12 protein-coding genes are annotated in these 13,876 nt (G+C 65.3%); 9 read left to right on the plus strand and 3 right to left on the minus strand.

Annotated elements, in window-relative coordinates:
- The first annotated feature begins 194 nt into the window (after nt 1–194).
- A complete protein-coding gene (ptsP, locus tag CT676_RS21480; RefSeq protein WP_135215334.1) occupies nt 195–2,462 on the plus strand; it encodes a phosphoenolpyruvate--protein phosphotransferase in 2,268 nt (755 codons plus the stop codon).
- 57 nt (nt 2,463–2,519) lie between these two features.
- Nucleotides 2,520–3,605: a peptide chain release factor 1 gene (gene prfA / locus CT676_RS21485; RefSeq protein ID WP_135215335.1), complete on the plus strand. Its 1,086-nt coding sequence runs from the start codon at nt 2,520–2,522 to the stop codon at nt 3,603–3,605.
- A gap of 8 nt (nt 3,606–3,613) precedes the next feature.
- Here prfA and CT676_RS21490 read toward each other — a convergent pair whose 3' ends face one another.
- Both CT676_RS21490 and CT676_RS21495 read right to left on the minus strand, forming a co-directional pair.
- A complete protein-coding gene (locus tag CT676_RS21490) occupies nt 3,614–4,084 on the minus strand; it encodes a helix-turn-helix domain-containing protein (RefSeq protein WP_135215336.1) in 471 nt (156 codons plus the stop codon).
- A gap of 112 nt (nt 4,085–4,196) precedes the next feature.
- A complete protein-coding gene (locus CT676_RS21495) occupies nt 4,197–4,826 on the minus strand; it encodes a hypothetical protein (RefSeq protein WP_193560899.1) in 630 nt (209 codons plus the stop codon).
- Nucleotides 4,827–5,076: 250 nt separating this feature from the next.
- Between CT676_RS21495 and CT676_RS21500 the strand changes: the two genes are divergently transcribed.
- The 5 genes from CT676_RS21500 to CT676_RS21520 all read left to right on the plus strand — a co-directional run bounded on the left by CT676_RS21500 (nt 5,077) and on the right by CT676_RS21520 (nt 11,032).
- On the plus strand, nt 5,077–6,411 hold the full coding sequence (locus CT676_RS21500; protein WP_135215337.1) for a substrate-binding protein: 1,335 nt from the start codon (nt 5,077–5,079) through the stop codon (nt 6,409–6,411).
- 98 nt (nt 6,412–6,509) lie between these two features.
- On the plus strand, nt 6,510–7,385 hold the full coding sequence (locus CT676_RS21505) for a branched-chain amino acid ABC transporter permease (protein WP_014490434.1): 876 nt from the start codon (nt 6,510–6,512) through the stop codon (nt 7,383–7,385).
- 11 nt (nt 7,386–7,396) lie between these two features.
- Nucleotides 7,397–9,241: a branched-chain amino acid ABC transporter ATP-binding protein/permease gene (locus CT676_RS21510; protein ID WP_135215338.1), complete on the plus strand. Its 1,845-nt coding sequence runs from the start codon at nt 7,397–7,399 to the stop codon at nt 9,239–9,241.
- Complete coding sequence (locus CT676_RS21515; RefSeq protein ID WP_135215339.1) at nt 9,238–9,936, plus strand: ABC transporter ATP-binding protein; 699 nt, start codon at nt 9,238–9,240, stop codon at nt 9,934–9,936. The genes CT676_RS21510 and CT676_RS21515 overlap by 4 nt, the downstream gene beginning before the upstream one ends.
- Before the next feature lie 154 nt (nt 9,937–10,090).
- On the plus strand, nt 10,091–11,032 hold the full coding sequence (locus CT676_RS21520; protein WP_135215340.1) for a DUF5996 family protein: 942 nt from the start codon (nt 10,091–10,093) through the stop codon (nt 11,030–11,032).
- Between the two features lie 135 nt (nt 11,033–11,167).
- On the opposite strand, the gene CT676_RS21525 is transcribed toward CT676_RS21520, so the two are convergent.
- Nucleotides 11,168–11,593, minus strand: a complete 426-nt coding sequence (locus tag CT676_RS21525) for an HIT family protein (RefSeq protein ID WP_135215341.1) — start codon at nt 11,591–11,593, stop codon at nt 11,168–11,170.
- Nucleotides 11,594–11,682: 89 nt separating this feature from the next.
- Between CT676_RS21525 and prmC the strand changes: the two genes are divergently transcribed.
- Nucleotides 11,683–12,579: a peptide chain release factor N(5)-glutamine methyltransferase gene (gene prmC, locus CT676_RS21530; RefSeq protein WP_135215342.1), complete on the plus strand. Its 897-nt coding sequence runs from the start codon at nt 11,683–11,685 to the stop codon at nt 12,577–12,579.
- A gap of 464 nt (nt 12,580–13,043) precedes the next feature.
- Nucleotides 13,044–13,838: a DUF4167 domain-containing protein gene (locus CT676_RS21535; protein ID WP_085403612.1), complete on the plus strand. Its 795-nt coding sequence runs from the start codon at nt 13,044–13,046 to the stop codon at nt 13,836–13,838.
- Nucleotides 13,839–13,876: the final 38 nt, after the last annotated feature.

The following is a 13,876-nucleotide window of genomic DNA, read 5'->3' on the forward strand; positions in this document are numbered from 1 at the left end:
TATACGGCGAACAGGGTGGGCTGCCGCAGACTGTGTCCCAGTTCAGGCGGCGCTGATTCGGTGCAAGCGCTAAATCTTGAGTAGATTTGTGTTTGTGCCTGCGCCGGACGAACAATTTGGTTGTTTTTCTGGAATTTTGGGCCAGCCGCCGGCCGATACCGCCGGGCCAGGCAGACGGAGGAGATTGACGGTTCATGCGGAGCGCGTCGGGAGGTCCCCGCGTCTTATTGAGACGGCTCCGCGAAACCATGGCGGAGCAGGTCTCGGCCCAGGAGCGGCTGGACAAGATCGTGGTGCTGATCGCCGCCAATATGGTGGCCGAGGTGTGCTCGGTCTATGTGCTGCGCATCGACAACACGCTCGAGCTCTATGCCACCGAAGGCCTCAACCGCGAGGCGGTGCACCACACCGTGCTGAGCGCCCATGAGGGCCTGGTCGGCCTCGTCGCCAGCGAGGCGACCCCGCTCAACCTCAGCGACGCGCAAAGCCACCCGGCCTTCTCGTTCCGCCCGGAGACCGGCGAAGAAATCTACCACTCCTTCCTCGGCGTGCCGATCCTGCGCGCCGGCAACACGCTCGGCGTGCTGGTGGTGCAGAACCGCGCCAAGCGCAATTATGTCGAGGAGGAGCTCGAGGCGCTCCAGACCACCGCGATGGTGCTGGCGGAGCTGATCGCCTCCGGCGAATTGTCGGCGCTGGCCCAGCCGGGCCAGGAGCCGGCCGCGCGCCATTCGGCGCAGAAGGTCGGCGCCATCCTCTCGGAGGGCATTGCGCTCGGCCATGTCGTGCTGCACGAGCCGCGCGTCGTCATCAAGGACTACATCGCCGAGGATCTGCCGAAGGAGATCAAGCGGCTCGACACCGCGCTCGCCAAGCTGCGCGCCGATCTCGACCGCATGCTGGAGCGTGGCGACGTTGCCGAGGGCGGCGAGCACCGCGAGGTGCTGGAAGCCTACCGCATGTTCGCCAACGACCAGGGCTGGTCGCACAAGCTGCATGAGGCGGTCGCCACCGGCCTCACGGCGGAAGCCGCCGTCGAACGCGTGCAGTCCGACACCCGCGCGCGCATGCTGCGCTCCACCGATCCCTATTTGCGTGACCGGCTTCACGATCTCGAGGATCTCGGCTACCGCCTGATGCGGCAGCTGGTCGGCCAGGACCACGCGCCGTCGCGCGAGCAATTGCCCGACAATGCCATCGTCATCGCGCGCGCGATGGGCCCGGCGGCGCTGCTCGACTACGATCGCAAGCGCCTGCGCGGCATCGTGCTGGAGGAAGGCACCGCCAACTCCCACGTCTCGATCGTGGCCCGCGCGCTCGGCATCCCCGCGGTCGGCGAGGTCCCGAACGCGCCGGGCATCGCCGATCCCGGCGACGCCATCATCGTCGACGGCACCTCCGGCTCGATCTATGTGCGCCCGTCGCAGGAGGTTGAAGCCGCCTTTGCCGAGCGCGTGCGCTTCCGCGCCCGCCGCCAGGCGCAATACCTTGCGCTGCGCGACCGTCCCTGCGTCACCAAGGACGGGCAGAAGGTCGAGCTGATGATCAACGCAGGTCTAGCGATCGACCTGCCGCATATCGAGGACACCGGCAGCGCCGGCATCGGCCTGTTCCGCACCGAGCTGCAATTCATGGTGGGGCAGAGCCTGCCGCGCACCAGCGACCAGCTCGCGCTCTATCGCACGGTGCTGGATGCCGCAGGCACCAAGCCCGTCACCTTCCGCACCCTCGACATCGGCGGCGACAAGGCACTGCCCTATATGGAAGCGGTGATCGAGGAGAATCCCGCACTCGGCTGGCGCGCGATCCGGCTCGGCCTCGATCGCCCCGGCCTGCTGCGCGGCCAGATCCGCGCGCTGCTGCGCGCCGGCGGCGGCCGCGCGCTGCGCATCATGTTCCCGATGATCTCGGAGGTCGCCGAATTCGACTCGGCAAAGGCGCTGGTCGAGCGCGAGCTGACCTATCTGCGCCAGCACGGCCACATCCTGCCGGAGCGCATCGACATCGGCACCATGGTCGAGGTGCCCGCCCTGCTCTACCAGCTCGACGAGCTCCTGAAGAAGGTCGACTTCATCTCGGTCGGCTCCAACGATCTGTTCCAGTTCCTGTTCGCGGTCGATCGCGGCAATGCGAAAGTCTCCGAGCGCTTCGACACGATGTCGGCGCCGATCCTGCGCGTGCTGCGCGAGATCGCGCGGAAGTCGAATGATGCGAAGAAGTCGTTATCGCTGTGTGGCGAGATGGCCTCCAAGCCGATCGGCGCGCTGGCGCTGATCGCGATGGGCTATCGTTCGCTGTCGCTCTCGGCGACCGCGCTCGGCCCGGTCAAGGCGATGGTGATCGACCTCGATGCCAAGAAGGCCGAAGCGATGCTCAGCCCGCTGCTGGACGCGCCCTCCGGCAGCGTCTCGATCCGGCAGAAGCTGACGGAATTTGCCGAGGCCGAAGGCCTGGCGTTGTAGCGGGCCTGTCGCCCCCTCCCGCCGCCTCGCCCTCTTCCGCCATTTGAGACTGAACCGATGTCGTCACTCCCCGAAGCCAAACTGGACGTCCTGCTCGCGCATCACGCCTCGCTCGAGGCCGAATCGCTCGGCCAGCTCGCCTCCGAACGCTACGTGCAGATCACCCGCGAGCTCGCCGAGCTCACCCCGCTGATCGAGGCGGTGAAGGCTTATCGCTCCGCCGTGAAAGAGCTCGCCGACACCGAAGCGCTGATCGCCGATCCCGCGACGGATGCCGAGATGCGCGGCATGGCTGAAGCCGAGCGCGACGAGCTGACGCCCAAGATCGAAGAGCTGGTCCAGAAGATTCGCGTCGCGCTGCTGCCCAAGGACGCCATGGACGACCGCAACGTGGTGCTGGAAATCCGCGCCGGCACCGGCGGCGACGAGGCCTCGCTGTTCGCCGGCGATCTGTTCCGGATGTACGAGCGCTTCGCGGCCTTGCAGGGCTGGAAGGTCGAGGTGATCTCGGCCAGCGAAGGCACGGTCGGCGGCTACAAGGAAATCATCGCGGAGGTCCAGGGCCGCGGCGCGTTCTCGAAACTCAAGTTCGAATCCGGCGTGCATCGCGTGCAGCGCGTGCCCGACACCGAGACGCAGGGACGCATCCACACCTCCGCGGCGACGGTCGCCGTGCTGCCGGAGGTCGAGGAGGTCGACGTCGATATCAAGAACGACGATCTGCGGATCGAGACCATGCGGGCGCAGGGCGCCGGCGGCCAGCACGTCAACAAGACCGAATCGGCGATCCGCATCACCCACATCCCGACCGGTATCGTGGTGATGATGCAGGACAGCCGCTCGCAGCACAAGAACCGCGCCTCCGCCATGAACATCCTGCGCTCGCGCATCTACGATGCCGAGCGCCAGCGCGTCGATGCGGCGCGCTCGGCCGAGCGCAAGGAGAAGGTCGGCTCCGGCGACCGCAGCGAGCGCATCCGCACCTATAATTTCCCGCAAGGACGCGTCACCGACCATCGCATCAACCTGACGCTCTACAAGCTGCCGCAGGTGATCGCCGGCGAAGCGCTCGGCGAATTGACCGACGCGCTGACCACCGAGCATCAGGCCGCTCAGCTCGCCGCGCAAGGCGCAGCCGCCTGAACCGCGCCTCAGCGCGCTTTGGCCCGGAACGATCGCAGGATCCTGGCCAGGGCGGGCGCGGCGGCACCCAGCTCGTCCAGGTGAATGCGCGAGAGCGATCGCAGCTTCTGCTCGCCCTTGGCCGTCAGCCTGACCAGGACGCGTCTTGCGTCCTGCGGATCGGCTTCCCGTCCGATCAGCTTCAGCTTCGCCATGCGATCCACCAGCTCCACCGCGGTATGATGCCGGATCAGAAGGAAACGCGCGATGTCGCCGACGCTTGCGCCGTCAGGGGCGGCCAGCCCCTTGATCGCCAGCAGCGCCTGATGCTGCTGCGGCGTCAACCCGGCACTCTGGGCCGCGGCTTCGCTGAACGCCAGGAAGGTCCGGAGCTGATAGCGGAACTGTGCGAGCGCCGCATAGTCGGCCTCGCGCATCGCGCCGCCCTTTAAGGGCGCCGCGGAGGAGGGGCGCGTCGTCTTCCGCTTCGATTGAGTCATTCCTGCCTGCGACGTCGAGCCCGCCGGTGAAGCGGGCGGTCACTGCCGAGACTAGCAAGGAAGGACCGGCGGAACCAACCGAGCGGCGCCGCGGATGCACAAATATCGGGGCCTATTCGAAACTGGAGAGCAGGATCTTCACCAGGATGACCTGAAACGCGATCGGGATGCGAACGCTCTTCCGCCTGATCGAGCGCTGCAGCGCGCTGGCGATCTCGGCGCTGGTCAGGCTGCCTGCCGACGCATTGGCAATCAACTCCGCCCACATCTGCGACAGCGAGCCGCCGGGCGGGATCACCGGCTTGATGGTCACGCCGCAGCCCTGGGCCCAATCCACGATCTCCCGCATCGTGTGAGGTCCGCAGTTGCGCGCGGTCGCAAGGCGCTCGGCCGTCAGCGCGAGCAGCAACTCGCGCGATGGCAGCCAATTCCCCTTCGGCGGCTGTTCGCCGGTGAGCTCCACCGCAAGCTCCTTCAGAACATTCTGTGCACGCACGCTCAGCTTCTGCATCGGGCCGGGCGCGCGCTTGGCCTGGACCTTGGCCTGGACGGAGCCGACGACGGGTCCGCGCCGGCCGGCTGACCGGCTGCGCGGCTCGGACACGCGGGAGGCATCGCCCGACTGCGGCGCCGCGCGCTGGTCGCTGCCCTCCCCCGCGGGCCACGCGGCCTCCGGCCGCTCCGCCTCCCGCGGCCAGGATCGTCGCTTCCGGGCACCCGCCACTGTCGTCTGCCGCGCCATTTCTCTCGCCGAACCCGCCAGCCTCGTACTCACAAAGACTAATATATATCGTGATCCGATATGTTTTCACGTGATAATTTTCGTCGTTCGACCAAAGACGAAATTGACAGAAGGGCTTCACAAGCAATGCTTAGGGCCAAGAGCTACACGCGGATGTGACGTGCCCGGCGCAGCAGGCCAGCGAGGTCGGCTGGCGCCGGACAGGTCGTGCTTGCGCCCGCAAACAAGAACGATGTTCGGAGGAACGACCATGACTGACGATCTCATCCGCCGCGGCCTCTCGCGCCGTGGCCTGCTCCAGACCACAGCTAGCCTCATCGGCGGCTCGATGCTGCCCGCGATGCCGGCCTTTGCCGAGGACAAGCCGGCGATCGGCTCGTATCCCGCCGGCGTTTCGGGTTCCACCGCCTTCATCGGAATCTCGGTCCCGCGCACCGGCACCTACGCCGTGCAGGGCGAGGACGAGCTCAAGGGCTACCAGCTCGCGATCGAGCACATCAACAGCGGCCATGACCTGATCAAGAAGATCTCGCCGAAGACCAGCAAGGGCGTACTCGGCAAGGAGCTGAAGTTCGGCGTCGCGGATTCCGCGGCCAAGCCGAACGAGGCGGTGCAGGCGCAGCAGCGCTTCATCAGCGAGAACAAGGCGATCATGATCACCGGCGGCACGTCGAGCGCCGTTGCGGTCGCGCTCAACAAGCTCGCGCAGCGCGAACACGTGCTGTTCGTGTGCGGCATTTCCGGCTCGAACGACACCACCGGCAAGGACTGCGTTCGCTACGGCTTCCGCCAGAACTTCTTCGGCCAGACCGCCGCCGCGGCGATCGGCCCGGTGATGGTGAGAGAGTTCGGCAAGAACAAGAAGGCCGCCTACCTGACGCCTGATTACACCTACGGCCACACCGTCACCAAGTCGATGCAGGACTTCCTCGCGACCGCGGGCTGGACGACGGTGACCAACCAGGTCGCACCGCTCGGCGCGCCCGACTACTCCTCATATCTGCTGAACGTCGCGAATTCCGGCGCCGACGTGCTCATCAACGTCAACTGGGGCCACGACGCGGTACTGTCGACCCAGCAGGCCAAGCAGTTCGGCGTGCTCGACAAGATGAAGCTGGTCGTTCCCTACCAGGTGCCCTTCATCGCGCGCGAGACCGGCGGCCTGATGCAGGGCGTCTACGCCGCCACCGACTATTGGTGGACGATCGAGGACAAGTTCCCGCTCGCCAAGATGTTCAACGAGGCCTTCGAGAACAAGTACGGCTACAAGCCCGAATGGGGCGCCGAGAACGCCTATGTCAGCTTCGCGCACTGGGCCCACATGTGCGAGCAGGCCGGCAGCTTCAATCCGCCCGACGTGATCAAGGCCTACGAGAAGGGCGAGACGATCCCCTCCCTGGTCGGCGACGTGCACTACCGCCCCGAGGATCACCAATGCGTCCGCCCGGTGATCATCGTGAAGGGCAAGCAGCAGAAGGACATGAAGAACAAGGAAGACTGGTACGACGTCGTCGAGATCGTCCCCGGTGAAGGCCTGATGCAGAAGCCCGACGCGTTCGGCTGCCATCCCGGCGATTACAGCTGAGCCCGCGCTAACCCCTGTGACGCCGCGGGCTCACTCTGGTCCTGCGGCGTCACCTTTTTCTGACGCGCACCATGGCGCGCCACAACGGCGATTGTCGCATGATCAGTTGGCCCAACCTCGTTTCGCAGCTTTTCAACGGGCTCGCGCTCGGCGCCCTGCTCGCGCTGATCAGCTCCGGCCTGACCATCATCTACGGCACGCTCGGCGTGCTCAACCTCGCGCATGGCGCGATGTTCATGATCGGCGGCTATGCCGGTTTCGTCGCCTACCAGTACACGGAGTCCTTCATCATCGCCGTCATCGCGGGCTCGCTGTTCGTAATGCTGCTCGGCGTCGCGATGGAACGCGTCATCATCCGCCATTTCTATCATCGCCCGCACGAGGATCAGCTGCTGGTGACCTTCGGGCTAGGCATCTGTTTCGTGGAGCTGGTGCGCCTGATCTTCTCGAGCCAGTCGCAGCTGGTGCCGCCGCCGGCGCTGTTCCAGGGCATCACCAATCTCGGCTTCATGTTCTATCCGACCTACCGCCTCGCCGTCGTCGGCATCGTCGCGGTCGCGCTCGGCGCGCTGTTCATCGTCCTCTACCGGACCCGGCTCGGCATGATCGTGCGCGCCGGCATCGAGGATTCGGTGATGGTCGATTCGCTCGGCATCAACGTCTACCGCGTCTTCATGGTCGTGTTCGGCATCGGCGCGATGGCCGCCGGATTTGCCGGCATCGTCAACGCGCCGGTGGTGTCGCTGACACCTGGCATCGGCGACGACATCCTGGTCCAGACCTTCGTCGTGGTGGTGATCGGCGGTGTCGGCTCGTTTCCAGGCGCGATCCTCGGCGGCCTGATCGCAGGCGAGATCATCAGCGTCACCTCCATGTTCAACCCCGGCTACGCCTATGTGATGCTGTTTGCGGCGATGACGCTCGTGCTCGTGGTGCGACCGCATGGCCTGCTCGGCGTCCAGGGCCGCGAGTAAGCGATTTCCTGATGCTCAAGCAACGCCCGTTCCTGATCGAAACCCTGACCGCGATCGGTTTGATCGCAGCCCCGTTCGTGCTGCCTCATCTCGGCTTCGCCCCGAACACCGTGAACCGGATCCTGGTCTGGGGCCTGTTCGGGCTCGGCTTCGACATCCTGTTCGGATTCACCGGCCTGCTGTCGTTCGGCCAGTCCGCCTTCTACGGCACCGGCGGCTTCGTCGCGGCCTACCTCCTGACCCGTGCGGGCTTCGGCAACGTGCTGGGCGCACTGATCATCGGCATGATCGCGGCGGCGGCGACCGGCTATTTGATCGGCCTGATCGCGCTGCGCCGCACCGGCATCTATTTCGCCATGATCACCGTGGCGATCGCGGAGGTGTTCTTCTTCGTCGAGTTCAATCCGCTCTCGGATTTCACCGGCGGCGAGAACGGCCTGCCGGGCGTACCGACGCCGAGCTTCAATCTCGGCTTCACCACCATCCACTTCACCAATGGCTGGTCGCTCTATCAGTTCATCGCGCTGTGCTACTTCATCGGCGTCATCATCGCGCTCAGGATCGTCCGCTCGCCTGTCGGCGCCATCTTCAGCGCGATCCGCGACAATCCGCTGCGCGCCACCGCCGTCGGCCACAACATCCACGGCTACAAGTTGACCGCCTTCGTGATCGCTGCGGCCTATGCGGGCTTCGCCGGCGGCCTGCTCGGCGTGTTGCAGGCCTTCATGCCGCCCGACGCCTTCACCTTCGACACCTCGGGCCAGCTCGTGATGCAGACCGCCATTGGCGGCCGCGGCACGTTGTTCGGACCGCTGGTCGGCGCAACAGTTTGGCTCTTCCTTCAGGATTTCCTCCAGTCCGCGCTGGGCCTCGGGGCGGCCTGGAAGCTGGTGCTCGGCGTCGTGTTCGTGGTGCTGGTCTGCTTCCTGCGCGGCGGCATTGTGGGCGGCCTCGTCGATCTCTACGGCCTCGCGTCCGGCAAGCGAGCGCGGAAGGCTGCGGAGACGGAGGAGGAGGCCGAGATCGAGACGCCACAGCAAGCTCCGCCGGCGCCGATGCGGGCCAAGGAGGTCGCGCATCCCGCCTATTCCGGGCCGATCCTGAAAGCCACCGGTCTGACCAAGCGCTATGGCGGTCTCGTCGCCAACAGCGACATCGATTTCAGCGTCAATCAGGGCGAGCTGCGCGGCATCATCGGCCCCAACGGCGCCGGCAAATCGACCTTCTTCAAGATGCTGACCTGCGAGATCGCGCCGACCTCCGGCCAGATCGTGTTCGAGGGCCGCGACATCACGGGATTGAAGGTCACCGAGGTTTGCCAGCTCGGGCTCACCAAGAGCTACCAGGTCAACCAGCTCTTCACTGGCCTCACCGTGCGGCAGAACCTGACGATCGCAGCACTCGCCGAGCTGCGCGGCAAATTCCGGCTCGACCTGTTCCGCAAGCTCTCGGGCGTGAAGGGCCTGACGGAGCAGGTGGCGCACACGCTTGCCCTGGTCAATTTGACCCGCCGCGCCGACACGCCGGTATCCGAGCTCGCCTATGGCGAGAAGCGCCGGCTGGAGATCGGGCTTGCGCTCGCCACCTCGCCGCGCCTGCTGCTGCTCGACGAGCCGCTCGCGGGCATGAGCCCGCGCGAGCGGGTCGAGACCGTCAAGCTGCTCAAATCGATCGCGCGCGGGCGCACCATGATCATCATCGACCACGACATGGATTCGCTGTTCGAGCTGGTCGAGCGCGTGACGGTGCTCCAGGAGGGCAAGGTGTTGCTGGACGGCACGCCGGAGGAAATCAGGACCAACGCTGCGGTGCAGGAAGCCTATCTCGGCGGCGTTCACGGAGAGATCGCCGCATGAGCCTGATCGAGGTCAATGGCCTGAACAGCTATTACGGGGACTCCCACATCCTGTTCGACGTCGCCATGCGCGTCGAGCGGCACGAGGTGGTGGCACTGCTCGGGCGGAACGGCGCCGGCAAGAGCACGACGCTCAAGAGCCTGATGGGCGTCGTGACGCCCCGCAGCGGCAGCGTGAAGTTCGACGGCATCGATATCGCCGGACGCAAGAGCCACAGAATCGCGCAGGCCGGCATGCAGCTCGTGCACGAGGAGCGCCGGATCTTCGGCAGCTTGTCGGTGGAGGAGAACATCGTCCTCGCCGGGATCACCGCACCGGAGCGCTGGCCGCTTGAGCGCATCTACGAGATGTTTCCGCGGCTGAAGGAGCGGCGCAACAACCGCGGCACCGAGCTCTCCGGCGGCGAACAGCAGATGCTCGCGATCGCCCGGGCGCTGGTGCGCGATCCCAAGATCGTGCTGCTGGACGAGCCGTTCGAGGGGCTCGCGCCCGTCATCGTCCACGATCTCGTCAAGGCCTGCCGCGAGCTCGCAGCCGCCGGCCAGACCATCGTGCTGGTCGAGCAGAATCTGGCGGCGACGCTGGCGCTGGCGACACGGATCTATATCATCAACAACGGCCACATCGTGCACGAGGGGCCGGCGCAGGAGCTCAAGGCCCAGCCGGAGCTGCTGCAGCGATACCTTGGCGTCTAGGTCGAGTCCCCCTAAACTCCGGGGTATCTGCTTTCGAAGGCGCAGCATGCGGCCTCGCCCCGGAATGTCGCCTTGGGCCCAAAGCGGACACAGGGTCGCCTTTAGCCGAGGTGAGGTCTTGCCAAGCCGAACCGAACCTGAGGGAGGAGATGCTATGAGCGCGATCTGGCCGGAGATCCCCTTCGAGGCATGGCGCGAAACCTGTTCCGCGCTTCATCTGTATTGCCAGATTGTCGGCAAGTATCGGCTCGCGAGAACGCCATGGGTCAACCATTCCTGGCACGCGACCTTCTACGTGAATGCACGCGGGCTCACGACTTCGCTGATTCCAGACGCATCAGGTATCGAGATCGTCTTCGATCTCTCCCGTCACGTCCTGATCGGAGAAGCAACTGATGGGTGCAGGGCGGAAATGCCGCTCGGGCGAATGTCCGTCGCCGAATTTCACGCCCGGTTCTGTGATTTGGTAGGACATCTCGGCGGAACACCAGAATTTGACGGTCGGCCCAGTGAGGTCCCGGATCCGATCCCGTTCACGCAGGACCGCCAAATCAGGCCTTATGACGCAGACGCCGTGACGCGGTTCTTCCGCGCCCTCGTCGCAATCAGCGGAGTGTTTTATCGGTTTCGGACGGGGTTCACCGGGAAGGTCAGTCCGGTCCATCTCTTCTGGGGCAGCTTCGATCTCGCGGTGACGCGCTTCTCTGGGCGTTCCGCTCCGCTTCACCCGGGTGGCGTCCCGGGTTTGCCGGACGTCGTGACACGCGAGGCCTATAGCGATGAGGTCTCGTCCGCCGGCTTTTGGCCGGGCGGAGGTGGTACAGACTTTGCGGCCTTCTACTCCTATGCCTACCCCACGCCGAATGGCTTTGCTGACGGACAGGTCATGCCGGCGGGCGCATACTTCGATCGGAAGCTCGGCGAATATCTCCTGCCCTACGACCTTGTGCGAAAATCCAGCGAGCCAGAGGCCACGCTCATGGCGTTTCTGCAAACCACCTATCAGGCAGCAGCTGATGTCGGACGCTGGGATCGTGCCGCGCTCGAATGTCCGATTGGCTCTCCCCTTCGACCCCGCCCGCTGAACAGGAACTGATGAAGGTTCGATGAAAGATCGCTGGCTCGCAGTTTCGGTGGAGCGAAGCTGCGCCAGTCGATTTCGAGATTGTCTCGATGATGGATTTCGCAACAGCTCTACCCGTCCTACGGTCTTGCTGCAGCGCTATCTCGATCAACTGCCAAGTGCGGCAATCATCCGCTTGGCGTGATCGGCGAGCACGGCCATGTCTTCCTTGCGCGTCTGCGCCGGCAGCAGCTCGATTCCGGCCCTGACCGGCATGACGTGCATGTGCAGGTGGAAGACCACCTGCCCGCTCGCCGGTTCGCTGAACTGCTGCAGGATGATACCCTCGGCGTCGAACGCCTTCATCGCCGCAATCGCGATCCGTTTGCCGGTTCGGGCGACCGCGGCGAGATCGTCATCCGCGATGTCGAGGATGCCACGCGCCGGCGCCCGGGGGATGACCAGCGTGTGTCCGGGCGAGCGCGGCATGATGTCGAGGAAGGCGAGGCTGCGGTCGTCGCTGAAAACCTCGAAGCAGGGGATTTCGCCGCGCAGGATCTTTGCGAAGACGTTCTGATCGTCGTAAGCCGCCATGGATCCCTCCTCGCTGCGAGGTGCGATCAGACGCGCTCCTTTCCGTTGACGCAAGCAATGCCGCCGATCTATCCACGATGCCAGGCAGGATGGCTCCATTGGCGACAGGTTTCGATTCCGGACACAGCATCGAGAGCGCGCGGCGCGCGCTTGCGGCGCGACTGCAATCGGCCGGCATCGAAGAGCCCGGCCTCGACGCGCGCCTGCTCGTCGGAGCCGCGCTGAGGCTTGATTTGACCGGCATCGTCACGCAGGCGGCGCGCCAGCTCACGCCCGAAGAGGCTGCGCGACTCGAAGCCTATGCGCAACGCCGTCTCGCGCATGAGCCGGTCGCCCGCATTCTCGGCGCGCGCGAATTCTGGGGCCTGCCGTTCCAACTGTCCGAGGCGACGCTGGTGCCGCGGCCGGACACCGAGACCGTGGTCGAACTGGCACTGGAGATCTTTCGGGAGGCCACGATATCGGGGCCGCGCCCGCGAATCGCGGATATCGGCACCGGATCCGGCGCGATCCTGCTCGCGCTGCTGCACGAAATTCCCGATGCCTTCGGTGTCGGAACCGATCTCAGCCTCTCCGCGCTCGCCACCGCGCGGAGCAATGCCGCAGCTCTGGACCTCGCCGGCCGCTCCGGCTTCGTCGCCTGCTCCTATGCGGCGGCGCTGCGCGGCCCGTTCGATCTCATCGTGTCGAATCCGCCCTATATTCCCTCAGGGGAAATTCCGAAATTGAGCCTCGATGTGCGCGAGCACGATCCGCATCTGGCGCTCGACGGCGGCAATGACGGCTATGACGCCTACCGCGCCCTGATCCCGCAGGCGGCCGAGCGGCTCGCCCCCGGCGGGGCGTTGATCGTCGAGGCGGGGCAAGGGCAGGCCCGCGATATTGAAACCTTGATGACGGCTGCCGCGTTGTCTGTGGACAGGCCGCCCAAGGCCGATTTGGCGGGCATCCCGCGGGCGGTTTCGGCCCGAAAAATGCCCCCATAAAAGCCGGATTGGGTTGCAAAAAACCTCTTGGAATATCCCTTGGGAACGACTACGTTCCGGTCAACACATCGGTGCCGGCCCCGTAGACCTACGGGTAAAAGCCGGGCTCTCGGGCGAGAGCTTTACTGATTTAAAGGTTCCAAGCCGCAGGTCCTGTTGAGCGCGATGGCCATTGGAGCTGCGCTGCTCTCCGACCGCAAAGTGAACGAAAGCCTGATATTGCGCTTGAAGACTTACGCAACAAAGCTGGGCTTGTTTCGGCAGGCGATATGAATGGGTTCGCTGGCAATGGATGCTAGCGGGTGGGGAACGCGTCTTTGTTGAACGCGACGGTCGACGGACATCGGCAGGGTTCAAGCCGCTCTTGCGCGCGGTGCGCATGAGAGATGTGAACCGCTGTCATCAGGTCACTCCGAGCAATCAGTAATGCGTGCAACCTTTAGGGCTGGAATTAAAGGCAGGACATGAGAAACGGTCAGAACAAGCAGCGGATGCGCAACCGCAATAACAATAATAATAACAACAACAACAACCGGCGCGGCCAGAACCCGATGACCCGGGTTTACGAATCGAACGGACCCGACATCAAGATCCGCGGCACGGCTTCGCACATCGCCGAAAAATATCTTCAGCTCGCGCGCGATGCGCGCTCTTCCGGCGACCCGGTCGCCGCCGAGAACTACTACCAGCACGCCGAGCATTATTTCCGCCTGATCGCGGCAGCCCAGGAACAGTTCCGCCAGAACCAGCAGCCGCGCGGCGACGAGCCCGTCAGCAACAGCGGCGACGACAGCGAGGACGACGGCGAGAATTTCTCGAATTTCGGCCAGGAGCCGGGCTTCGTCCCGCAGCCGCCGCAGCAGCAACAGCCCTTCATGCGCGACCGCGACGGCCAGCGCGATCACCAGCGTGATCATCAGCCGCGTGACGGCCAGCAGCCCTATCAGCGCGACAACCAGCAGCCCCGCGAACATCGCGAACGCGACCATCGTGCGCAGCCGCAATATCAGCCGCAGCCGCTGCCGCTGAACCAGCCGCAGCCCGTCGTTGCCGACGCCGGCAGCGTCGATCGCCTGCCCTCCTTCATCACCGGCGCACAGCCGCAAGCGAATAGTGCCGCGAATGGCGGTCAGGGCGGCCTGGAAGGCGGCGGTGGCGGCGAACGCTTTCCGCGGCGGCGCCGCCGGCCGCATGGCCCGCGCCCCGAGCGCGAGGCGGCTCCGGCCGGCTCCAGCGACGAAGTCGCCTCCGGCGAGTAAGCTTGTTCCGATATTCTAATCTGCAATCGTCCCGGCCT

Origin of the sequence: Bradyrhizobium sp. MOS001 (assembly GCF_004634465.1) — a bacterium.
GTDB lineage: Bacteria > Pseudomonadota > Alphaproteobacteria > Rhizobiales > Xanthobacteraceae > Bradyrhizobium > Bradyrhizobium barranii.